We start from the raw sequence: 21,734 nt of genomic DNA, 5'->3' as shown, positions 1-21,734 counted from the left end.
CTTGTGCCCGTCCGCTGGGCACCGTAGCACAGGCCTCGCCCGGGAGCTTGGGACGCACGGCGCCATTTGGGCGCCGTGCGTCCGGATGCTGGCCGCTGGAGCGGCTCGCTCGGAGCGGGGTTACTCGCCCAGCGCGGCGGCGACGAACGGCGGGGAGACGAGCGCGCCCTGGTGGATGTCGGCGCTGTAGTACTTCGTGTCGAACTTCCTGGCACGCGCGTCGGTTTCGCGGAAGTCGAAGCCGCCTGCTTTGCGCGCCAGCGTGGCGCTCCACCAGCCGGTCGGATAGCACGGCTGCGGGAACGGCAGGGTCTTGAAGGTGGCGAAGCCCGCCTTGCCCATCTCGCTGCGCATTTCCTTGATCAGGTCGAGCAGCACCAGCGGCGACTCGGACTGCTGGACGAGGATGCCGTCGTCCTTCAGCGCGCGGAAGCAGGATTCGTAGAAGGCCTTGTTGAACAGACCTTCGGCCGGGCCGACCGGGTCGGTGGAGTCGACGATGACGATGTCGACACTGCCCGGCGCGCAGTTGGCCATGTAGGCGATGCCGTCATCGAACAGGAGTTCGGCGCGCGGATCGTGGTTGGAATCGCACAGCTCCGGGAACCATTTCTCGGCCATGCGCGTGACCTGTTCGTCGATGTCGCACTGCACGGCTTTCTCGACGCCCTTGTGCTTGAGCACTTCGCGCAGCGTGCCGCAATCGCCGCCGCCGATGATCACGACGTTGTTCGGGCTGGCGTGGGTGAACAAGGCCGGGTGCGACATCATCTCGTGATAGAGGAAGTTGTCGCGCGTGGTCAGCATCATCGCGCCGTCGATGAGCATCAGATTGCCCCAGTCGGTCGATTCGAAGATCTCGATCTTCTGGAACGGCGACTGCACCTCGTCCAGCTTCTTGGTGATGCGGTAGCCGATGGCCGAGCCGGCGCGCTCGAAATTCTCGTAGTGCCAGGTGGTGTCGGTCATCGGGTGCTCCTGATCAGGCAAGTGGCCGCTGCGGAGTGCCGGCCGGTGAGGGGCGCGCATTGTAACGGACCCCTGCGGCGCGCAACGTTAGAATGCGCGCCTGTTTCGCCAGCTCTCCAGCCGCTACCTTTAAACGGCTGATCGTTACCCTTTCGCTACAGGAAGCACGCCGATGACCGCCTGGTCGCTCGACCACGCCCGCAGGACTTATTCGATTCCCCACTGGTCGGAGGGCTACTTCGACGTCGACGCGCAGGGCCGGATCACCGTCGCCCCGCGCGGGCCACAGGGACCGAAGATCGCCCTGCCGGAGGTAGTGGACCAGGCCAAGGCCCAGGGCGCCAAGCTGCCGCTGCTGGTGCGCTTCCCCGACATCCTCGGCGACCGCCTACGCAAGCTGCAGGGCGCCTTCGCCCAGGCAATGAGCGAGTGGGACTACGGCGGCGGCTACACCGCGGTCTACCCGATCAAGGTCAACCAGCACGCCGGCGTGGCGGGCACGCTGGCCTCGCACCACGGCGAGGGCTTCGGCCTGGAAGCGGGCAGCAAGCCCGAACTCATGGCCGTGCTCGCCCTATCGCGCCCGGGCGGGCTGATCGTCTGCAACGGCTACAAGGATCGCGAATACATCCGCCTGGCCCTGATCGGCCGCAAGCTCGGGCTGGAGACCTTCATCGTCATCGAGAAGCCCTCCGAGCTGTCGCTGGTGATCGAGGAAGCGCGCGCGCTGGGGGTGAAGCCCGGCCTGGGCGTGCGCATGCGCCTGGCCTCGCTCGGTGCCGGCAAGTGGCAGAACAGCGGCGGCGACAAGGCCAAGTTCGGTCTCTCGCCGCGCCAGGTGCTGGATCTGTGGAAGCACCTGCGCGACGCCGGCCTGGAGGATTGCCTGGGCCTGCTGCACTTCCACATGGGTTCGCAGATTTCCAACGTCCGCGACATCGCCAACGGCATGCGCGAGGCGACGCGCTACTTCGTCGAACTGTCGGTGCTCGGCGCCAAGGTGCGCTACATGGACGTCGGTGGCGGCCTGGGCATCGACTACGAAGGCACGCGTTCGCGCAGCTTCTGCTCGATCAACTACGGCGTGAACCAGTACGCCTCCAGCATCGTGCAGCCGCTGGCCGAAGCCTGCGAGGAATACGGCCTGACCCCGCCGCGCGTGATCACCGAGTGCGGCCGCGCGATGACCGCGCACCATGCGGTGCTGGTCGCCAACGTGTCCGAAGTCGAGCAGGCGCCGGAAGGCCGCGTGCCCGACCAGCACGACGACGAACCCGCGGTGATCCGCCACCTGCGCGAGATTCACGACGAGATCGATTCGCGTCCGGCGGTCGAGCTGTTCCATGAGGCGCAGCATCACCATAGCGAGGGCCTGTCGCTGTACGCGCTTGGCCAGATCGACCTGACCCACCGTGCCCGCATCGACGACTTGTTCTATGCGATCGCGCATGCCGTGCGCGCGCGGCTGAGCTATGACGAGAAGAGTCACCGCGACCTGCTCGACGAGCTCAACGACCGCCTGGTCGATAAGTATTTCGTCAACTTCAGCGTGTTCGAGTCGATGCCGGACGTGTGGGCGATCGACCAGGTATTCCCGATCGCGCCGATCGAGCGTCTCGACGAGGCGCCCACGCGCCGCGGCGTGATCGCCGACATGACCTGCGACTCCGACGGCATGATCGACACCTACGTCGAAACCGAAGGCCTCGACAGCTCGCTGCCGCTGCACGAGATGAAGCACGGCGAGTCGTACCGACTGGGCTTCTTCCTGGTCGGCGCGTACCAGGAAATCCTCGGCGACATCCACAACCTGTTCGGCGACACCGACGCGGTCGAGGTGCACCTGGACGGCGACGGCTACGCGATGAGCCAGCAACGCCGCGGCGATACCGCCGACGTGATGCTGGACTATGTCGGCTACAAGCTGGCCGATTTGCGCAAGGCGTACCACGACAAGGTGGCCGCGGCGCATCTGCCGGCGGATGAGGCGGCGAACCTGGACGCCGCCCTCGAGGCTGGGCTGACCGCTTACACGTATCTCAGCGACGAACCGCTGGCGTGACCGCCGTTCCCGGGGAAGCACAGGCGACGGCACGGCGCAGCGTGCTCGTCGTCGGCGCCAACGGTTTCCTCGGCGGCTTCATCGTCGCAGCGCTGCAGCGTCGCGGCCATCGCGTGATCCGTGGTGTGCGTGCTCCACGGCCTGGCGATCCGGATGAGCGAGAGTGCGATCTGACACGCATGCTCGCGCCGGGGGATTGGGATCGCGTGCTCGACGACGTGGATGTGGTGGTCAACGCCGCGGGGATCCTGCGCCCGACGCGTGGACAGTCGTTCGAGGACGTGCACGAACGCGGGCCTTTGGCCTTGGCGCAGGCCTGCGTGGCATACGGGATTCAGGGCTTCGTGCAGGTCTCTGCACTCGGCGTAGCCGAGGATGGCGAGTTCATCCACTCAAAGCATCGCTTCGACGCGCGCTTGCTGGCGCTGCCGCTGCGCGCGGTCGTGCTGCGGCCGTCAGTGGTGTACGCGATGGCCGGCTCTTACGGCGGCACGTCGCTGCTGCGTGCGCTTGCGGCAATGCCAGGTGCGCACTGGTTGCCCGGAGAGGGGCGATGGCCCTTGCAGCCGCTGGCGACGGAAGACTTGGCCGAACTGGTGGCGCGTGCGGTGGAGTCGGAGGCCGCCGGCCTCTATGAAGTCGGCGGGCCGGCATCGCTGAGCCTGCGCGACTATCAGCAGCAGTGGCGGCGCTGGCTGCGCATTCCCGGCCGAGCTGCGATAGCGGTGCCGGAGGCGTTGGTGACGGCGCAGGTGTGGCTGTGGGAGCGGCTGGGGCATGGGCCGGTCGGCGAGACGATGTGGCGCATGCTCCGTCGCGGCAATGTCACCGCTGCCGATGCGGGGCAGCGACTGCGCGCGGCATTCGGATTCACTCCGCGTGCGCTCGCCGATGTACTCGCGGCGCATCCCAGTCAGGTGCAGGACCGTTGGCACGCCCAGCTCTACTTCCTTGCTCCGCTGCTGCGCATTGCAGTGATCGTTCTCTGGACGATCTCGGCCCTCGCCGGCTTGTCGACGCCGGCGGGGGACATCGAACGCCTGGCTGGAGACAGCGGACTGCAGGCATTCGCGCCGGTGTTGCTGGCGCGCGGGGGCGGCGTGCTCGATGGCCTGCTCGCGCTGTGGCTGGCAACAGGGTGGAAGCCACGCGCGGCGTTGCTGCTGATGATGGCCAGCGTGATCGCATATTCGCTCGTGCTGGGCAGCGTCTCGCCGGCGTTATGGCTGGACCCGTTGGGCGGCCTGGCCAAGAATCTCGTCATCCTGCCGGCGCTGGCCGTGCTGTGGGTGCTGGTGGATCGGAGGTAAGCGTGGCGTATCTGTGGGTGAAGTGGCTGCACATCCTGTCGTCGACGCTGCTGTTCGGTACCGGCCTGGGCATCGCGTTCTTCATGTGGCGCGCGCACCGACGCGGCGATGCCGCATTGGTGGCGGGTACGGCGCGGAACGTCGTGCTCGCAGACACCTTGTTTACGGCGCCCGCCGTGGTCACGCAGTTCGTGACCGGGATGTGGCTCGCACAACGGCTCGGCTTGCCGTACTCGGTGTTCTGGGTGCGGACGGCGCTGATGCTGTTCTTCGTCGTCGGCGCGTGCTGGTTGCCGGTGCTGTGGCTGCAACTGCGCGCACGGGATCTTGCAAGCGCCGCGGCCGCGGCAGGAACGCCGCTACCGGCCGCCTATCACCGCGTCATGCGTTGGTGGTTCTGGTTGGGATGGCCGGCTTTTATCGGTGTGGTGGCCATCTTCTGGCTGATGGTGTTCAAGCCCGGCTGATGCCCGGCCTCAAGCGTCGCGCGCGACCTGGAATCCCGCGAACGATTGGCTCACCGGCATCATCTCCAGCCGGTTGATGTTGAGGTGCGGCGGCAGCGTCGCGATCCACCAGATCGTGTCGGCGATGTCCTGCGCCGTCATCGGGTGCGCGCCGTTGTAGAGCGCATCCGAGGCCGCCTTGTCGCCGTGCGTGCGCACCAGCGTGAATTCGGTCTCGGCCATGCCCGGTTCCAGCGTGGTCACGCGCACGCCGGTGCCATGCAGGTCCGAGCGCAGGCCGAGCGAGAACTGGCTGACGAAGGCCTTGGTGCCGCCGTAAACATTGCCGCCGGTGTAGGGATAGTTCGCCGCGGTCGAGCTGATGTTGACGATCGCGCCGCGGCGTTCGATCAGCGCCGGCAGCACGCGACGGGTAAGCGTGACCAGCGCGGTGACGTTGGTGTCGATCATGCGCTGCCAGTCGTCCAGCCGCGCTTCCTGCGCCGGTTTCGTGCCCTGCGCCAGGCCGGCGTTGTTCACCAGCAGATCGATGCCGCGGAAGGCGTCGGGCAGCGTGTCGAGTGCCGCGTTGAGCGCTTGCGCGTCGCGCATGTCGAACGCGGCGGCGTGGACGCGGTCGGCGCCCAGTTCGTCGACGAGTGCTTGCAAGCGCTCCGCGCGACGGCCGGTCGCGATCACGCGCCAGCCGCCAGCGACGAAGCGCCGTACGGTGGCGGCGCCGAAGCCGGAGGTGGCGCCGGTGATCAGGACGGTCTTCGTCATCGCGCTGGCTCCGCTCACTTCACCTTGATGGCCAGGGCCTGCAGGCCCCCGCCGGTCAGCTTGCGCTTGGCTTCGGCCAGATCGCTGGCGGTGCCGTAGGGCCCCATGCGCACGCGGTACACGGTGGCGCCATTGATCTGCGCCGCTTCCACGCGCGCGCCCAGGCCAAGCAGCGCGATCTTGGCTTTCAGTTCCTCCGCCTGGCCGGAAGCCTGGAAGGCGCCGGCCTGGAGCAAATAGCGGGCGTCTTCGTCGAGCGTCGGCGCAGACGCGATCTGGGTAGCGGGCTTGTCGGATGTCTTCGCTGGCGCGGTCGTGGGCTTGGCGGCGGGTGCAGTCGCGACCGGCTTGGGCGCAGCAGTCGTATCGCCAGCGTCCACCGGCTTGGGCAGTGCATCGCTCGCATCAGCCGGCGCTTGAGCCTGCGCCTGCTTAGTCCGCTCGGCTTCGCGCTTGGCCTCGGCGCGCTCGGTGGCGGCGATCTCGGCGTCGCTCAGCGGGACTTCCTTGCCGGGAAGCAGCGTGTAGAAGTCGTACTCCTCGCCTTGCTTGCCCTTGCCGGCGCCCTTGGCGGCGGCCTTCGGCGCGGGGACATCACCCTCCGGCGCCACTGCGTCTTCTTCTTCGGCGACCGGGGCCGGTTGTGCATCCGGGTTCGGTTGCGGCCGGAAGAACCCGTCGCCATCGGACTTCAGATACTTGGGCGCCACGATGATGACCACCACCGTGAGCAGCACACCCAGGATCAGCCAGGCCCAGCCCGGAATGCCGCTGTCGTTGCCGCCACTGCGTCGCGCCTGCGACTTGCCACGCTTTGCTGCCACTTAGTTTCTGCCTTGGGCGACTTCGCCCGATTGTCCGTTGCCGATGCGCCCGAAGGCGCGGGTTACATCACTTCCGGTACACTCACGCCCAACAGTTCCAGTCCATTGGCCAGCACCTGCCGCGTCGCCAGCGCCAGCACCAGGCGCGCGTCGCGCAGGTTGGCGTCGTCGACCAGGAACTGATGGTCGTTGTAATACGTCTGGAAGGTCTGCGCGAGTTCGAGCAGGTAGATGGCGATCTGATGCGGCTCCAGATCACGGCCGGCGAGCTCGACCACGTCGGGGTAACGCAGCAGCGTGGTGATCAGTTCGCGCGCGCTGTCGTCGTCGAGGTCGAGCGGCTGCGCCAGGCCGTTGGCCGGGTCGAACGACAGGCCACGCTCCTTGAGCTGGCGGGTGAGGCCGTACATGCGCGCATGCGAGACCTGCACGTAGTACACCGGGTTGTCGAGCGACTGGCTGCGCGCGAAGTCGATGTCGAAGGTGAGCTGCGAGTCGGGCTTGCGGGCGATCAGGAACCAGCGCGTCGCGTCCCTGCCGACTTCGTCGATCAGATCACGCAGGGTGAGGTAGCTGCCGGCGCGCTTGGACAGCTTCACTTCCTCGCCGCCGCGCATCACCGTGACCATCTGGTGCAGCACGTATTCCGGCCAGCCCTTGGGGATGCCGCAGTCCAGCGCCTGCAGGCCGGCCAGCACGCGGTTGAGCGAGCCGTGGTGGTCCGCGCCCAGTTCGGTGATCGCGCGCTCGTAGCCGCGCAGCCACTTGCTGCGGTGGTAGGCGACGTCGGGCAGGAAGTAGGTGTAGGTGCCGTCGGACTTGCGCATCACGCGGTCCTTGTCGTCACCGAAATCGGTGGTGCGCAGCCACAGCGCGCCGCCTTCCTCGTAGGTGTGGCCGTGCGCGACCAGTTCGCGCACGGTTTCCTCGACCTTGCCGCCGGTGTAGAGCGAGCTTTCGAGGAAATAGACATCGAACGACACGCCGTAGGCGGCCAGATCCAGGTTCTGTTCGAGGCGCAGGTAGGCGACGGCGAACTGGCGGATCGCGTCGAGGTTGTCCGGATCCTTCGCGCCGGCGACCACGTGCCCGTCGACTTCGACGCTGTCTCCGCGCAGGTAGGCGGCCGCTACGTCCTTGATGTAGTCGCCGCGGTAGCCGTCTTCCGGCCAGCCGGCGTCGTCCGGACCCTTGCCCTGCGCGCGCGCCTGCACCGAGATGGCGAGGTTGTTGATCTGCGCGCCGGCGTCGTTGTAGTAGAACTCACGCTTCACGTTCCAGCCGTTGGCGTCGAGCACGCGCGCGATGCAGTCGCCGATCACCGCAGCGCGGCCGTGGCCGACGTGCAGCGGGCCGGTGGGATTGGCCGAGACGAATTCGACGCCGGCGGTGTGGCCCTTGCCGGATTCGTTGCGGCCGTAGTTCGCGGCCTGGGCCAATACTTCGCCGATCTGCGCGCGCCAGGCGCCTTCGTGGACGAAGAAGTTGATGAAGCCGGGGCCGGCGATTTCGACCTTGGCGATGGCGTCGTTGGCCGGCAGCGCGTCGACCACCGCCTGCGCGATCGCGCGCGGGTTCGACTTGGCCGGCTTGCTCAGCAGCATCGCGGCATTGCTGGAGAAGTCGCCCTGAGCGCGATTCTTGGGGCGCTCGATGACGAACTCGGGCGTGGCCAGGTCGGCCGGGATCGTGCCGTCGGCGCGCAGGGAATCGATGGCCTGCGCGACCAGCGCGCGGAGGGTGGATTTCACGGGATTTTTCAGCGGTGTAGCGGGCCGGGCATTGTACGCGAGCGCCGTTGGGCCACGCGCTCACAGTCCCCCTCACACCCAGCCGCGTGCCGCCAGCGATACCGGCGGTCCGTCGCCGATCACGAAGTGGTCCAGCAGGCGAAGATCGACCAGGGCCAGTGCCTGTTTGAGGCGGGAGGTCACCGCGCGATCGGCCCCGGACGGCTCGGGATTACCGCTGGGATGGTTGTGGGCAACGATGATCGCGGCGGCGTTGTGCGCCAATGCGCGACGGACCACTTCGCGGGGATGGACTTCGGCGCCCTCGAGCGTGCCGTGAAAGAGCTCTTCGAAGGCGATGACGCGGTGGCGCACGTCCAGGAACAGCGCCGCGAACACCTCCCGCGGCAGGCCGCGCAGGCGCTGGGCGAAGTAGCGCCCCGCGGCATCCGGGTCGGTCAGGGCGACGCCGCGCTCTAGCTCGGCGTGCAGCAGGCGCCGACTCAGCTCCAGCGCCGCGGCCAGCGCGCAGGCGCGTGCGGGCCCCAGCCCGCGCATTTGCTGCAGTTCGCCGGGCGGGCGCTCCAGCAGGGCGCGCAGCGGTCCGTGTTCGGCGAGCAGTCCGCGTGCGGTGGCGACTGCGTCATGACCGCGCAGCCCGGAGCCGAGGAACAGCGCGAGCAATTCGGCATCCGACAGCGCCGCGGGGCCGCGGGCCAGGAGTTTTTCGCGGGGGCGTTCGTGGGTGGGCCAATCGCGGATGTGCATGGTGGAAAAGCATGCCGATGCACCGGTAGTTCGCGGATCGGGCGGTTCCGCGCGTTGCGTTAAGCTAACCGTCCGTTTCGCGGTAGGAATTTTCCAGCCGATGGCCGATGCACGCGCCCTGCAAGACCAGCGCATCCTGCTGTGCATATGCGGCGGCATCGCCGCGTACAAGGCCGCCGAACTGGTCCGCCGCCTGCGCGAGGCCGGAGCGCAGGTACAGGTGGCGATGACGGAAGAGGCGACGCGCTTCGTCGGCACCCCGACGTTCCAGGCGCTGTCCGGGTTTCCGGTACGCACGTCGCTGTGGGACGAAGCCGCCGAGGCCGCGATGGGGCATATCGAACTGGCGCGTTGGGCCGACCGGGTGGTGATAGCTCCGGCCACCGCCAATACGCTGGCCAAGCTCACGCACGGGTTCGCCGACGATCTGGTCACGACCCTGTGCCTGGCGACCACCGCGCCGATCACGGTGTGCCCGGCGATGAACCATCGCATGTGGCTGCACCCGGCGACGCAGGCCAACATGGCCCTGCTGCGCGAACGCGGCGTGCACGTCATCGGACCCGAGGACGGCCCGTTGGCCGAGGGCGAATCCGGACCTGGACGCCTGAGTGAACCCGAAGCGATCGTCCGTTCCCTCGCCGGGGCGCCGCGATGAGCCTGCAAGGACGCCGCGTCGTTGTCAGCGCGGGGCCAACCTTCGAGGATCTGGATCCGGTTCGCTTCATCGGCAACCGCAGCAGCGGGAAGATGGGCTTCGCTATCGCCGAGTCGGCGGCACGGCAGGGGGCGGAGGTGGTCCTCGTCGCCGGACCGGTATCGCTGCCGACGCCCGCCGGCGTGACGCGCATCGACGTGCGCAGTGCCGCGCAGATGCATGCGGCGGTTCTCTCCGCCTTGCCGGCCGACGTCTACGTTGGCGCCGCCGCGGTGGCCGATTTCACCCCGCGCAGCGTCGCGCCCGGCAAGATCAAGAAGCAGGCCGGCATGGAGACGCTGGTGCTGGAACTGGTGCGAACCCCGGACATCCTGGCGGAAGTCGCTTCCCGTCCGGGGCGGCCGCGGCTTGTGGTCGGATTTGCGGCAGAAACCGACCACGTTGAGCAATACGCGCGCGGCAAGCTCGAGAAGAAGCGCCTCGATCTCATTGCGGCCAACCGGGTGGGCCTGTCCGGCAGCGGCTTCGAGAGCGACGACAATGCGCTGGTCGTGTATGGGCATGACGGCTTCGAGCTCGCGCTGGGGCCGGCGCCCAAGACGCAATTGGCAGACAACTTGCTTGAACTGATCTCGGCCCGGCTGGGCTAGCCGGACCACGCCGCATCGCGGCGCCCACAGACACGCGCAGGAACCGAATGCATCACACGCTGGAACTCAAGATCCTCGACGCGCGCTTCGGCGGCGATTGGCCGCTTCCGGAATACGCCACGCCCGCCAGCGCCGGGCTCGACCTGCGCGCCGCGCTCGAGCAGGCCCTGACCCTGCAGCCCGGGGATGCCGCCCTGGTGCCGTCGGGGCTGGCTATCCACGTGGGCGATCCGGGCATGTGCGCGGTGATCCTGCCGCGGTCGGGGCTCGGGCATAAGCACGGGATCGTGCTCGGCAACGGCACCGGATTGATCGATGCGGACTACCAGGGCCCACTGTTGATCAGCGTGTGGAATCGGAGTCGGGAGGCTTTTACGATTCAGCCGGGGGATCGCATCGCCCAGCTCGTGGTGCTGCCGATCGTGCGGGCGAGGTTGCAGGTGGTTGAAGAATTCGAGGCTAGCGCCCGTGGCGCGGGCGGCTTCGGGCATACGGGCGTGCGCTGATCCAGCGCGGCCGCAGGCACTACACAGGAACGCAATTGATGAGCGAGAAGAAGATCCTTCACCCGGCGCAGGCCAAGCTGCTCGGCCAGATCGCGGGCGTGGTGCTGCTGCTGGCGGCGGCCTGGTTCGGCTGGAGCGCGTGGGAGCAATTCCGCGACAGCAATCGTCGGCATACGGTCGAAGAGGCACGCGATTCGGCGGTGCTGGCGGCGCAGGCCGTGCTCAACAGCGAGCAGAAGCAGTTCGCGACGCAGCTGCAGAGCGCGCCGGTGCAGGCGGCGCTTGCCGCCAATGACCTGCGCCTGGCTGGGGAAGCGCTGACCCAAGGCTGGGCATCGGCCACCGATGGGGATGTCCTCTCGACCGATCTCGATCCGGCCTATGTCGGTCTGCCCAAGACCGGTTACGGACGCCTCGCCGCCATGGAACAGGCGCTGGCCGAGCAGAAGCCGGTGGCGTGGGTGGTCACGGACGGTCTGGGCAAGCAGAAGCTCGCGCTGGCCGCACCGGTGATGCGCGGCGCCGAGGCGATCGGAGTGGCCAGCGTGCGCCTCCCTCTGGAAAAGCTCACCGGCGGGATCGATGGCGCTCGCATACCCGATGAAACGTACCTCGCCTTGCGCCAGGGCTCGGCCAGTCTGGTCGAACGCGGCGACAAGGGGCTCGCCAACGGCGCGGAAGTGATGGCGGCGAAGATCCCCGGCAGCGACCTGCGTGTCGCCGCCGCCGTGCCGGACGTGGCCGGTGGCCCGCTCGGCCTGGGTTGGATGGCATGCGCAATAGTGACCGTCGTGTTGCTCCTGGCGGCCCTCGCAGCTTGGTTCTATCCAACGCTGAGCCGCGGACGTACGCCGCGAGCGGAAGCCGGCGAGTCGACGGAGCAGACGCTGTCGCAGATGGCGCCCGAGGTCATCGCGCCGCTGCCCGCGGCACCGGTGCCGCAGGCGGAAAAGTCCGCCGCGCCCAAGGCTGGCGTGGCCATCGATCGCGGCATCTTCCGCGCCTACGACGTCCGCGGCGTGGTCGGGAAGACACTCGACACCGGTGTCGCCGAGCTGCTGGGCCAGTCGATCGGCTCGGCGATGCAGCAGCAGGGTCTGCTGGATATCGTGGTCGGCCGCGACGGCCGCCTGTCCGGCCCCGAATTGACCGAGGGCCTGATCAATGGCCTACGCAAGGCCGGACGCAACGTCATCGACATCGGCATGGCGCCGACGCCGGTAGCCTACTTCGGCGCCTTCCACCTTCGCGCAGGCTCCTGCGTGTCGGTTACCGGTAGCCACAATCCGCCCGACTACAACGGCTTCAAGATCGTCATCGGCGGCGAAACGCTTTCCGGCGACGCCATCACCGATCTGTACGACCGCATCGCCGAAGACCGGCTCTTCACCGCCGATGCGCCCGGCAGCCTGCGTAGCCAGGACATCGGCGACGACTACGTGCAGCGCATCGCCAACGATGTGCAGATCGATCGTCCGTTGAAAGTCGTGATCGACGCCGGCAACGGTGTGGCCGGCGACCTGGGGCCGCGCGTCCTGTCGGCGATCGGCGCCGAGGTCACTCCGCTGTACTGCGAGATCGACGGCACCTTCCCCAACCACCATCCCGATCCGAGCGAGCCGCACAACCTCGACGACCTCATCCGCATGGTCCAGCGCCTGGACGCGGACCTGGGCATCGCCTTCGACGGCGACGGCGACCGTCTCGGCGTGGTCACCCGCGACGGCCAGAACATCTTCCCGGATCGCCTGTTGATGCTGTTCGCGCAGGATGTGCTGGAGCGCAACCCGGGCGCGATGATCATCTTCGACGTGAAATGCACCGGCCGCCTGCCGGGCCACATCCTGCGCCACGGTGGCAGCCCGCTGATGTGGAAGACCGGTCATTCGCTGATCAAGGCGAAGATGCGCGAAACCGGCGCGGAGCTGGCCGGCGAGATGAGCGGCCACTTCTTCTTCAAGGAGCGCTGGTACGGCTTCGACGACGGCATCTACGCCGCCGCACGCCTGCTGGAGATCCTGTCGGTGCAGCCGGATTCGCCCTCGGCGACGCTCGCGGCGCTGCCGGATGGCGTGTCCACGCCGGAGATCAAGGTCGATGCGCCGGATGGCGATCCGCATACGTTCGTCGAGCGTTTCCGCTCCGTAGCGCAGTTCGAAGGCGGGCGCACTTCGACCATCGACGGCCTGCGTGTCGACTTCGCCGACGGTTGGGGCCTGGTGCGTGCTTCCAACACCACGCCGGTGCTGGTGATGCGCTTCGACGCCGACAACCCGGCGGCCCTGCAGCGCATCCAGCAGGCCTTCCGCCAGCAGTTGCTGGCGATCAAGCCGGATCTGGCCGTGCCGTTCTGACGCGTTCGCGCACAAAAAAGGCCGGTCGATCGACCGGCCTTTTTTTGTTTCCGCGTCCCGAGCGTTTCGGTCAGACGCCGCCGCCTTCCGGTGCCGGCTTGGGCGTCTTCAACTCGCGGTAGGTCTGCAGGGCGTGCGCCAGTTCGGCATCGATCGCGCTACGGTCCTGGTGATGACTGACCAGCATTGCCTGCTGGCGCATCAGCTCGGCGTGCTGGGTGCGGATGGTTCCGGTGAGATTGGCGGGCACGGGCTTGCCGGCTAGTTCCGCCTCGCCGGCCTGGCGCAGCAGGCTGATCAGGCTCTGGCGCAGGCCGCCGATGCTGAGCTGGGATGCCTTGATGGTGTCGTCCAACAGGGCGATGCGGTTGTTGAAGGCTCGCTGCAGATCGGCTTCTGTGGCGTACGACTCGGCCATGGCGTGCTCGCGCATGCGCTCGGCGGCCACCTGGAGCTGTGATTGCTCGTCCAGCTTCGCCTGCGCGGCGGCGGCGGCACGCTCCGCGGGTGTCATTGCGCGGCTGACCTGGCCGGTAGTCAGGCCGCTCTTGGCGCTGAATTCGGTGCGTGCGCTATCGGTGGCGGACGCCGGTAGTGCATCTCCGCACACCTTGCGGCCGCCCTCGTTCCAGCAATACAGCTTCTTCTTGCCGGCTTCCTGCGCGATGGCGGGCGTCGCCAGCAGGGTAGCCGTCAGTGCCAAAGCCAGTGGGGCGTACAGCTTGCTCATGTATTTCATGCCGAGGGTGTCCGTATACCCGGGATACGCAAGGATCGCGCCAGCCCAGGGTCCGAACGCGGCGATCACGCCGTGGCCTGGCTTCCGTAGGCGCTACGGTACGCCAGCAGGCGTTCCTGTTGTGTAGCCAGTTCCGCGCGGGCGCCGGCGAATTCCAGCAGGTCCGAGAGGTTCGCCACCGAGATCACCGGCAGCCCATGTTCGTCCGCGACAGTTTGTGCCGCGGAGCGTCGCGAGACGTTGGGGTCGACGGCTTCCTGCCGATCCAGTGCGATCACGATGCCCGCGGCCGTGCCGCCGGCGTCGCGGATGATCGACAGCGCCTCGCGGATGGCGGTGCCGGCGGTGATGACGTCGTCCACGATCAGCACGCGGCGTCCGGCCAGGGGCGCGCCGATCAGCGTGCCGCCCTCGCCATGCGCCTTGGCTTCCTTGCGGTTGAAGGCGACCGGCAGGTCGCGGCCGCGACGGGCGAACTCGCAGGCCACCGCCGTCGCCAGCGGAATGCCCTTGTACGCGGGCCCGAACAGCAGGTCGAAGTCCGCGCCGTGCGCCTCGATCGCATCGGCGTAGCAGCCGGCCAGTTCCGCCAGCAGGGCGCCAGAATTGAACAGCCCGGCATTGAAGAAATAGGGACTCTGGCGTCCCGACTTGAGGGTGAAGTCGCCAAAGCGCAGTGCATCGGCACGCAGCGCCAGCTGCAGGAATCGGGAGCGGTGATCGGCGTTCATGGGGGCGAAGCGAAGGAGAGGAGTGAATTCTGCCGCATCGCAACCGGTGCCGCGTGCGTTAGGCTGCGATTCCGCGGATCCCCCAGCCTCGAATTCATGCGCATCATCAGCTTCAACGCCAACGGCCTGCGCTCGGCCGCCACCAAGGGTTTCTTCGACTGGTTTGCCGGGCAGGACGCCGACGTGCTCTGTCTGCAGGAAACCAAGGCGCAAGAGCATCAGCTCGCCGACGACGCCTTCCGTCCCAACGGCTATCGCACCTACTTCAAGGATGCGAGCACCAAGAAAGGCTACAGCGGCGTGGCGATCTATTCCCGACGCGAGCCCGATGAAGTGCTGACGGCGATGGGTTGGTCCGCCTTCGACGACGAAGGGCGCTACATCGAGGCCCGCTTCGGCAACCTGAGTGTGGTGTCGTTCTACATCCCGTCGGGATCGTCGGGCGAGTTGCGCCAGGACTTCAAGTTCGAAGTGATGCGCTGGATCGAACCGATCCTGCAGCACTGGCTGCAATCGGGCCGCGACTACGTGCTGTGCGGCGACTGGAACATCGTCCGCAGCCGCCTGGATATCAAGAACTGGACTTCGAACCAGAAGAATTCGGGCTGCCTGCCCGGCGAGCGCGACTGGCTCAACGGCTTGTGCCGCGACGCCGCGCCGGATGGAAGCCGGGGCTGGGTCGATGCGTACCGCCATCTGCACGCCGAAGGCCAGGACTACACCTGGTGGAGCAATCGCGGCGCCGCGCGCGCCAAGAACGTGGGCTGGCGCATCGACTACCAGTTCGTGACGCCTTCGCTGCAGGACAAACTCAGGGCGTGCGCGATCCATCCGACGCCGCGCTTCTCCGATCACGCGCCATTTGCGGTGGACTATGACCTCTCTCCCTGAGACCGAGCGTAAGCCCGGATTTTTCGCGTCGTTTGCGGACTATTGGCGGCCCGGCGTCCGCGAGATGCTGTTCCTGGGTTTCGCTGCGGGCCTGCCGTTTCCCATGGTGCTCACCACGCTGTCGGCGCGGCTGCGCCTGGCGGGCATCGATCGCACCACGATCGGGTTGTTCAGCCTGGTCGGCCTGGCGTACTCGCTCAAGTTCGTCTGGTCGCCGATCGTCGATCGCTATCGGCTGCCGGGCGTGGGCGTGTTGGGCCAGCGCCGCGGCTGGATGCTGCTCGCGCAACTGGGCGTCATCGCCGGACTCATCGCCCTGGCATTCGCCGATCCGGCGAGCGATGCCGAACGCGTCGCGGCGCTCGCGGCCGCTACCGCTTTCTTCTCCGCGACACAGGACATCTCCATCGATGCGTACCGCATCGAGGCAAGCGAAGCCAGCCTGCAAGGCAATGCCTCGGCCGCCTATCAGATCGGTTACCAGATTGCGTTGATCTGCAGCGGCGCCGGCGCCCTGGTCACCGCCAGCCATGGCGGCTGGAGCGCCGCCTATTTCCTCATCGCCGCGTTGATGCTCGTCGGCATCGTCGCCACGCTGCGGATCCGTGAGCCGGTGACGGCGATAGACCGGCTGCGCCCGGACCCGACGCTTATCGAGGCGACCGCGGCGCGAATGCGTCCAGGGTTGCTGCTGGTGGCGTTGTTCGTCACCGTGGCGGCGTGGTGGGGACTGCGTATTTCGCTGCCTGCCAAGGACTCCACGCTCGCGCTCGATGCGACCGCCGCTGCGCTCGTGTTCTTCGAGCTGGTGCTGCTCGCCGTCCTGCGGCTGCCGGTGCTGCGTGGCGCGCGCGAACGCCTGATCGCATCGGTCGCCTTGCCGTTGCTGGACATCGTCGATCGGTTCGGATGGCGGTTGGTAGTGCCGATGCTGCTGCTCATCGTCACCTATCGCCTCAACTACATGACCATGGGCGTGGCCGCGAACACGTTCTATCTGGACATGGGCTATACGCTCGACGAAGTGGCGGCGGTGTCCAAGGTTTACGGCGTGGTGCTCACCTTGTTCGGCGCGGTATATGCGGGCTGGCTGGTGCGAAGCCTGGGCTTCATGCGTGCCTTGTTGCTTGGCCTGGTGCTGCTGAGTGCGGCGAACCTGCTGTACGGCCACGTGGCGACGCTGCCGAAGGACCCGAGCCCGGGTATCGCCTGGCTCGCCGCCGCGATCAGCCTGGACAATGTGGCCAACGGCATCGCCGGTACTGCCTTTATCGCCTACATGTCGTCGTTGACCAGCAAGCAGTACACCGCAACGCAGTACGCATTGTTCGGCACCTTGTGGAGCCTGCCGGCGAAGAGCCTCGCCAGTCAGTGGGGGCGCATCGTCGACGCCTGGGGCTATCCGCCCTTCTTCGTGTACACCGCCGTGATCGGTTTGCCCGCTGCGATCCTGGTGCTGTGGTTGATGCGCCGGGAGCGCCTGGCTTCCGCTAATGCGCCCACCGGGGGTGGCTGAAGTCGTTAAGGTGACGAAATGTGACAAAACTGGGCGCGAGTGGTATTGAACTGCTGTTCCGCCGTGCCAGCATTCCCCCGATGACCGAAATCGTGCTGCGTGACATCGACCCTGTGCTGGCGGAACGCATCCGCCGCATCGCCGATGCGCGCCGGTGGGATTTGCCGCGGACGCTCCAGTATCTGCTGGAACAAGGGCTCTACGCGGTCGAGGCGGACATGAACGTCCGTTTGAGCGACACCGACAATAGCGCCTTGCGCGAGGCGATCGCTGCGCTGGAAAGCGTCCCCAACGATCCGGGGTTTTCCTTGATCGGCCGCGTCGACCGTCCCAAGGACCTGGACCAGCCCGGCGTGGACATGAGTTTCGCGGTCAACGAGTTCCTGGAGCGCAAGGAGTCGATGTAGCCGCCCGGCCGAAGGCCGTCCGGTGCAGCCTCAGGCGGCTGGATGGAGGATGCCGAGCACACGCGGGCCGCTGGCGCCGCTGACGCTGGGCAGGTTGCCGGGCAAGCCCAGCAGTGCCTGGCGCGCGAGCCAGGCGAAACCCATCGCTTCGACGAAATCCGGGTCGACGCCGTGCACCGCAGTGGATTCGACCTGCATGCCGGGCAGGTGCGCGGCGATCCGTTCCAGCAGTCGCGGGTTGTGCACGCCGCCGCCGCAGACCAGCACCCGGCGCGTGTTCGGCTGATGCGCGCGCAATGCTTCCGCAATGCTGGCCGCGGTGAGCTCCAGCAGCGTCGCCTGTACATCGGCGGGCGCTTCGTTGCCCCTCAGCTGCGTCTGTACCCAGTCCAGGTGAAAGACTTCGCGCCCGGTGCTCTTGGGCGGCGGCAGCGCGAACCAGGGTTCATCCAGCAGGCGACGCAACAGCGCTTCGTCGTGCGTGCCTCGTGCAGCGAACGCGCCATCGGCATCGAAGGCCTGGCCGGTGTGCCGAGCGCACCACGCGTCCATCAACGCATTCGCCGGGCCGGTGTCGAAGCCGCGCACCTCGCCCTGACGCGGCAGCAGGGTGAAATTGGCGATGCCGCCGAGATTGAGCACCGCCCGGTCTTCCTGCGGCGAATGCAGCAGCGCGTTATGCAGCGCCGGCAACAGCGGTGCGCCGTGACCACCGGCCGCCACGTCGCGGCGGCGGAAATCAGCCACGGTGGCGATGCCACTGCGCTCGGCGATCACGTGCGCGTCGCCCAGCTGCATCGTAAAGGGGTAGGCGCCATCGAACGCGGCGCCGGCCGGGCGGTGGCGCACGGTTTGTCCGTGCGAGCCGATCGCGCGCACCTGCGCGGTTTGCAAACCCGCTTCCTGGACGAGGCGCATGGCCGCCTCCGCGAAGTGCTCGCCGATGCGCACATCGAGCGTGCCGATCTCATCGATCGAGTCGATCGCCGCGCCCTGGCCCAGCGCGATCAGGCGCGCGCGCAGCGCGTCCGGCCACGGATACGTGCGCCCATGGACCAGTTCGCAATGGGCGCCATCGTCAGCAAAGCGCACCAGCGCGGCATCGATGCCATCGGCGCTGGTGCCCGAGATCAGGCCAAGAAAGAGTTGGGATGCGGAAGCCGTCGGCGTCATCCGCGCAGTAAACAATCAGTCGCGGCGCTTGGATAGTGGTCTTGCGTTCGCGTCTGTCGCACGAAGCGGTGCAGGGCGATCAGCCCTTGCGACCGCTCTTCTTCGCGCCGCCGGCGTCCGCGACCTGCTTAGGTGCGGGAGCTGCATCGGCGTAGATGATGTTCTCGACCTTCTGGATGCGCGCGAGCGCCACGGCGGTCTGCTGGCGGAACTGAGCCAGTGCGGTGCCGCTCAGGGGTTCCGGCGGCGGCATGGTGATCGAGAGCGGATTGCGGTGCACGCCGTTGACGCGGAATTCGTAGTGCAGGTGCGGACCGGTCGACATGCCGGTGGTGCCGACATAACCGATCACCGTGCCCTGAGCGATGCGCTGGCCGCGCTTGATCTTGCCGATCCGCGACATGTGGCCGTAGAGGGTCGTGTAGCCGCGACCGTGATCGAGCACGACCGCGTTGCCGTAGCCGCCCTGCCAGCCGGCCGACACCACGCGCGCATCGCCGGCGGCCATGATCGGCGTGCCAACACTCGCGGCGTAGTCCACGCCCTTGTGCATGCGCATGCGGCCCAGCACCGGGTGCTTGCGCGCGCCGAAACCGGAGGTGAGGCGCGCGTACGGAATCGGCATGCGGATGAAGCTCTTCTTCAGCGGACGGCCGTCGCCGGTGAAGTATTCGGGCTTGCCGTCGCGCAGGAAGCGGAAACCGGTATGCAGCTTGTCGCCAGTGGTGAACGTCGCGGCCAGCACCGGGCCGGTGCTGATGAGCTCGCCTTCGCGCCAGGTCTGTTCGACCACGACGCTGAAGCGATCGTTGGCCGCCACGTCATCGTTGAAGTCGATGTCGTACTTGAAGATGTCGTCGGTCAGGGTGTTGATGTTCGCCGCCGTCAGGCCGAGCTTGCGCGCCGAACGGAACAGGGAGCCGCCGACCTTGCCACTGAGCACGACCGTGCGGGTCTCGCTCGGGCGGTCGATCACCTTCTGCCGGATCTGGTCGCCTTCGATGCTGAGTTCGACGCGGTGCGTAGCATCGCGGTCGAAGCGCAACGCGCGCAGCTCACCGCCCTTGCCGCCCTCGCCGACGGGCAGATCGAAGGCCAGCTCGGCCCCGGGCTTGAGCCGGTTCAGGGATTCGCGAACGCCGGGTTGCTGCATGATCGAGTGCAGCGTGGTCGCCGACAGCCCGAATTCCTTGAACAGCGAAGCCATGGTGTGCCCGCGCTCCACGCGCACGACCTGCCAGCTGTCGCCGGCCTGGTGCGCGGTGGCGCCGGTCAGCGACGGCAACGGCAACGCCATCGACATGCGCGCGGTCGGAGCCGGCGTCGCAGGATGGGTATCGAAGCCCGGAACGATCGCGGCGACCAGTACGCCCAGCGTCGCCATCAGGCTCGCTTGAGCCCACTGCCGGCGCGACCAGCGGCCGTTGAATCCGTCGGAGAGATGCCGGGCCAGGACTGGCCGATGCAGTGCAGCTTCACGTAGCGCCTTGAGTCGCTCGCGCCGTTGCGCGCCCAGTCCGGATTTGCCCATTGCTGCCATCCCCTCGATCGTTCGAATGTCCGGCGGCCACTCCATTGGTTCCGAACGCATGGCGCCCCTGTGACGGGGGCGCGACGGGGGTACCATAGTCACGTGAGTTGTCCGCGTCAAATCATTGAAGGGTAAAGGAATTTTGACGTGGAACCCGGTTTAACACCGTGTTAACTTGACCCTAACGAATTTCACGCCTCCTGCCGCATTCAGGTGGGCGCCACTCATCGGAAAAAGCCGTGCCCGACATTCAAAACCGTGACGCCCTCGACCTGATCGCCCGGGGCGCCGAAGAAATCCTCAAACGTGACGAGCTGGAGGCCCGCCTCAAGCTGGGCCGTCCCCTGCGTATCAAGGCGGGTTTCGACCCGACCGCGCCGGACCTGCACCTGGGCCACACGGTCCTGCTCAACAAGATGCGGCAGTTCCAGGAACTGGGCCATCAGGTGATCTTCCTGATCGGCGACTTCACCGGAATGATCGGCGACCCCACCGGCAAGAACGTGACCCGAAAGCCGCTCACCCGCGAGGACGTGCTCGCCAACGCCCAAACCTATGCCGAACAGGTCTTCAAGGTGCTCGACAAGGAGCGCACCGAGGTGCGTTTCAACAGCGAATGGTTCGGGCAGATGTCGGCGGCCGACATGATCAAGCTGGCGGCGCAGCATACGGTCGCGCGCATGCTGGAGCGCGACGACTTCGCCAAGCGCTATGCCGCGCAGCAATCGATCGCGATCCACGAATTCCTCTATCCCCTGGTACAGGGCTACGACTCGGTGGCGTTGAAGGCGGATGTAGAGCTGGGTGGCACCGATCAGAAGTTCAATCTGCTGATGGGACGCGGTCTGCAGGAACACTACGGCCAGCCGCCGCAGATCGTGTTGACCATGCCATTGCTCGAAGGGCTCGACGGCGTCAACAAGATGTCCAAGTCGCTGGGCAACTACATCGGTATCAACGAACCGGCGATCGATATCGTCACCAAGACGATGAAGATCGACGACGTGCTGATGTGGCGCTGGATCGACTTGCTCAGCTTCGAAATTTCGATCGCGGAAGCCGCATCGCTCAAGCGCGATATCGAAGCCGGGGCACTCAATCCACGCGATCTGAAATTGCGTCTGGCACGTGAGCTGGCAGCGCGTTTCCATGGCAGCGCTGCCGCGGAAACCGCGGTTGTCGGTTGGAATGCCGTCGTGCGCGGTGAAGGCGATACGGCCTCACTGCCGCTCAGCGATGTAGCCGTGCCGGCCGAAGGCCTGCGCATTGCGGCGCTGCTGACGGCCGCAGGTCTTACGCCCAGCAATTCGGAAGCCAATCGCAAGCTCAAGGAAGGTGCCGTGCGCATCGACGGCGAGGTAATCGAAGACGCGCAACGCGTTTTCGCGCCGGGTTTCGAAGGCGTGCTTGCGGTGGGCAAGCGCACGTTCGCACGCGTTCGTCTGGTTGCGGCTTGAGCTAGTGCAGTGATGGCGGTGATTTTTGGTTGAGCGCCGGGTAACAACGACCGCTGTCAACCAGAAAATTTTCCTAAATCCCCCTTCCCAATCGAGAAGGGTATGTGCACAATGCGCGCCCCGCTGATCGGGACGGCCTGAAGGGCCTGACCGGAGAGGTGGGGAGCCAAAAAAAGATCTCGACACGGTGTTGACGGAATCGAAATTGGCTGTAAGATAGTCGGCTCCC

At 67.0% G+C, this 21,734-nt stretch carries 17 protein-coding genes and 2 pseudogenes; 10 read left to right on the top strand and 9 right to left on the bottom strand.

Translation table 11 applies throughout. The features are described 5' to 3' along the window. Window positions 1-120: 120 nt before the first annotated feature. Complete coding sequence (gene speE, locus ACYVJ8_RS11860) at window positions 121-969, bottom strand: polyamine aminopropyltransferase (protein WP_460712623.1); 849 nt, start codon at window positions 967-969, stop codon at window positions 121-123. A 172-nt stretch (window positions 970-1,141) separates the two neighbouring features. Between speE and speA the strand changes: the two genes are divergently transcribed. Genes speA through ACYVJ8_RS11845 form a run of 3 tightly spaced genes read left to right on the top strand, consistent with a single transcriptional unit; the run spans window position 1,142 to window position 4,808 of the window. Further along, window positions 1,142-3,031 carry an arginine decarboxylase gene (gene speA, locus ACYVJ8_RS11855; protein WP_460712622.1) on the top strand — a complete coding sequence of 630 codons (1,890 nt, stop codon included), beginning with the start codon at window positions 1,142-1,144 and terminating at the stop codon, window positions 3,029-3,031. Continuing rightward, window positions 3,028-4,341 carry an SDR family oxidoreductase gene (locus ACYVJ8_RS11850; protein WP_460712620.1) on the top strand — a complete coding sequence of 438 codons (1,314 nt, stop codon included), beginning with the start codon at window positions 3,028-3,030 and terminating at the stop codon, window positions 4,339-4,341. The genes speA and ACYVJ8_RS11850 overlap by 4 nt, the downstream gene beginning before the upstream one ends. A 2-nt stretch (window positions 4,342-4,343) precedes the next feature. Next, complete coding sequence (locus ACYVJ8_RS11845; RefSeq protein WP_460712619.1) at window positions 4,344-4,808, top strand: DUF2269 family protein; 465 nt, start codon at window positions 4,344-4,346, stop codon at window positions 4,806-4,808. Window positions 4,809-4,817: 9 nt separating this feature from the next. On the opposite strand, the gene ACYVJ8_RS11840 is transcribed toward ACYVJ8_RS11845, so the two are convergent. The 4 genes from ACYVJ8_RS11840 to radC all read right to left on the bottom strand — a co-directional run bounded on the left by ACYVJ8_RS11840 (window position 4,818) and on the right by radC (window position 8,892). After that, window positions 4,818-5,570, bottom strand: coding sequence for an SDR family NAD(P)-dependent oxidoreductase (locus ACYVJ8_RS11840; RefSeq protein ID WP_460712617.1), 753 nt, complete (start codon window positions 5,568-5,570; stop codon window positions 4,818-4,820). A gap of 14 nt (window positions 5,571-5,584) precedes the next feature. Then, window positions 5,585-6,394 (bottom strand): SPOR domain-containing protein, encoded by an 810-nt coding sequence (locus ACYVJ8_RS11835; protein ID WP_460712615.1) that lies wholly within the window; start codon window positions 6,392-6,394, stop codon window positions 5,585-5,587. A 62-nt stretch (window positions 6,395-6,456) separates the two neighbouring features. After that, window positions 6,457-8,145 carry an arginine--tRNA ligase gene (gene argS, locus ACYVJ8_RS11830; protein WP_460712612.1) on the bottom strand — a complete coding sequence of 563 codons (1,689 nt, stop codon included), beginning with the start codon at window positions 8,143-8,145 and terminating at the stop codon, window positions 6,457-6,459. A gap of 72 nt (window positions 8,146-8,217) precedes the next feature. Next, window positions 8,218-8,892 carry a RadC family protein gene (gene radC, locus ACYVJ8_RS11825; protein WP_460712610.1) on the bottom strand — a complete coding sequence of 225 codons (675 nt, stop codon included), beginning with the start codon at window positions 8,890-8,892 and terminating at the stop codon, window positions 8,218-8,220. Window positions 8,893-8,992: 100 nt separating this feature from the next. Between radC and coaBC the strand changes: the two are divergent. From coaBC to ACYVJ8_RS11810, 3 genes and pseudogenes are all read left to right on the top strand, one after another. Continuing rightward, window positions 8,993-10,200: pseudogene (gene coaBC, locus ACYVJ8_RS11820) on the top strand (bifunctional phosphopantothenoylcysteine decarboxylase/phosphopantothenate--cysteine ligase CoaBC). 47 nt (window positions 10,201-10,247) lie between these two features. After that, window positions 10,248-10,706 (top strand): dUTP diphosphatase, encoded by a 459-nt coding sequence (gene dut / locus ACYVJ8_RS11815; RefSeq protein ID WP_460712608.1) that lies wholly within the window; start codon window positions 10,248-10,250, stop codon window positions 10,704-10,706. Window positions 10,707-10,744: 38 nt separating this feature from the next. Then, on the top strand, window positions 10,745-13,060 hold the full coding sequence (locus tag ACYVJ8_RS11810) for a phosphomannomutase/phosphoglucomutase (RefSeq protein ID WP_460712606.1): 2,316 nt from the start codon (window positions 10,745-10,747) through the stop codon (window positions 13,058-13,060). A 70-nt stretch (window positions 13,061-13,130) separates the two neighbouring features. On the opposite strand, the gene ACYVJ8_RS11805 is transcribed toward ACYVJ8_RS11810, so the two are convergent. Further along, a complete protein-coding gene (locus ACYVJ8_RS11805) occupies window positions 13,131-13,799 on the bottom strand; it encodes a hypothetical protein (RefSeq protein ID WP_460712604.1) in 669 nt (222 codons plus the stop codon). Between the two features lie 65 nt (window positions 13,800-13,864). Further along, complete coding sequence (gene pyrE / locus ACYVJ8_RS11800) at window positions 13,865-14,530, bottom strand: orotate phosphoribosyltransferase (RefSeq protein ID WP_460712602.1); 666 nt, start codon at window positions 14,528-14,530, stop codon at window positions 13,865-13,867. Between the two features lie 96 nt (window positions 14,531-14,626). On the opposite strand from pyrE, the gene ACYVJ8_RS11795 reads away from it, so the two are divergent. The 3 genes and pseudogenes from ACYVJ8_RS11795 to ACYVJ8_RS11785 all read left to right on the top strand — a co-directional run. Beyond that, window positions 14,627-15,421, top strand: a complete 795-nt coding sequence (locus tag ACYVJ8_RS11795; protein WP_460712599.1) for an exodeoxyribonuclease III — start codon at window positions 14,627-14,629, stop codon at window positions 15,419-15,421. 64 nt (window positions 15,422-15,485) lie between these two features. Beyond that, the gene (locus tag ACYVJ8_RS11790; protein WP_460712597.1) at window positions 15,486-16,937 is read left to right on the top strand and encodes an AmpG family muropeptide MFS transporter; all 1,452 of its coding nucleotides are present in this window, start codon (window positions 15,486-15,488) and stop codon (window positions 16,935-16,937) included. 80 nt (window positions 16,938-17,017) lie between these two features. After that, window positions 17,018-17,236: pseudogene (locus tag ACYVJ8_RS11785) on the top strand (hypothetical protein); the annotation flags it as partial. A 138-nt stretch (window positions 17,237-17,374) separates the two neighbouring features. Here ACYVJ8_RS11785 and ACYVJ8_RS11780 read toward each other — a convergent pair. Both ACYVJ8_RS11780 and ACYVJ8_RS11775 read right to left on the bottom strand, forming a co-directional pair. Next, window positions 17,375-18,517, bottom strand: a complete 1,143-nt coding sequence (locus ACYVJ8_RS11780; RefSeq protein ID WP_460712595.1) for an anhydro-N-acetylmuramic acid kinase — start codon at window positions 18,515-18,517, stop codon at window positions 17,375-17,377. Between the two features lie 79 nt (window positions 18,518-18,596). Continuing rightward, on the bottom strand, window positions 18,597-20,057 hold the full coding sequence (locus ACYVJ8_RS11775) for a peptidoglycan DD-metalloendopeptidase family protein (protein WP_460713708.1): 1,461 nt from the start codon (window positions 20,055-20,057) through the stop codon (window positions 18,597-18,599). Between the two features lie 239 nt (window positions 20,058-20,296). Here ACYVJ8_RS11775 and tyrS point away from each other — a divergent pair, with 239 nt between their 5' ends. After that, window positions 20,297-21,505 (top strand): tyrosine--tRNA ligase, encoded by a 1,209-nt coding sequence (gene tyrS / locus ACYVJ8_RS11770; RefSeq protein ID WP_460713706.1) that lies wholly within the window; start codon window positions 20,297-20,299, stop codon window positions 21,503-21,505. Window positions 21,506-21,734: the final 229 nt, after the last annotated feature.

The organism is Lysobacter terrae, assembly GCF_054782215.1.
This window is presented reverse-complemented; position numbering and strand designations above follow the sequence as displayed.

Excerpts from the sequence above, each read along its gene's own strand:
- pyrE (WP_460712602.1), bottom strand. The coding sequence starts at position 14,530 with ATGAACGCCGATCACCGCTCCCGATTCCTGCAGCTGGCGCTGCGTGCC.
- ACYVJ8_RS11810 (WP_460712606.1), top strand. The coding sequence starts at position 10,745 with ATGAGCGAGAAGAAGATCCTTCACCCGGCGCAGGCCAAGCTGCTCGGC.
- ACYVJ8_RS11780 (WP_460712595.1), bottom strand. The coding sequence starts at position 18,517 with ATGACGCCGACGGCTTCCGCATCCCAACTCTTTCTTGGCCTGATCTCG.
- ACYVJ8_RS11840 (WP_460712617.1), bottom strand. The coding sequence starts at position 5,570 with ATGACGAAGACCGTCCTGATCACCGGCGCCACCTCCGGCTTCGGCGCC.
- radC (WP_460712610.1), bottom strand. The coding sequence starts at position 8,892 with ATGCACATCCGCGATTGGCCCACCCACGAACGCCCCCGCGAAAAACTC.
- dut (WP_460712608.1), top strand. The coding sequence starts at position 10,248 with ATGCATCACACGCTGGAACTCAAGATCCTCGACGCGCGCTTCGGCGGC.
- ACYVJ8_RS11790 (WP_460712597.1), top strand. The coding sequence starts at position 15,486 with ATGCTGTTCCTGGGTTTCGCTGCGGGCCTGCCGTTTCCCATGGTGCTC.
- ACYVJ8_RS11805 (WP_460712604.1), bottom strand. The coding sequence starts at position 13,799 with ATGAAATACATGAGCAAGCTGTACGCCCCACTGGCTTTGGCACTGACG.
- speA (WP_460712622.1), top strand. The coding sequence starts at position 1,142 with ATGACCGCCTGGTCGCTCGACCACGCCCGCAGGACTTATTCGATTCCC.
- ACYVJ8_RS11795 (WP_460712599.1), top strand. The coding sequence starts at position 14,627 with ATGCGCATCATCAGCTTCAACGCCAACGGCCTGCGCTCGGCCGCCACC.
- ACYVJ8_RS11775 (WP_460713708.1), bottom strand. The coding sequence starts at position 20,057 with ATGGCAGCAATGGGCAAATCCGGACTGGGCGCGCAACGGCGCGAGCGA.
- speE (WP_460712623.1), bottom strand. The coding sequence starts at position 969 with ATGACCGACACCACCTGGCACTACGAGAATTTCGAGCGCGCCGGCTCG.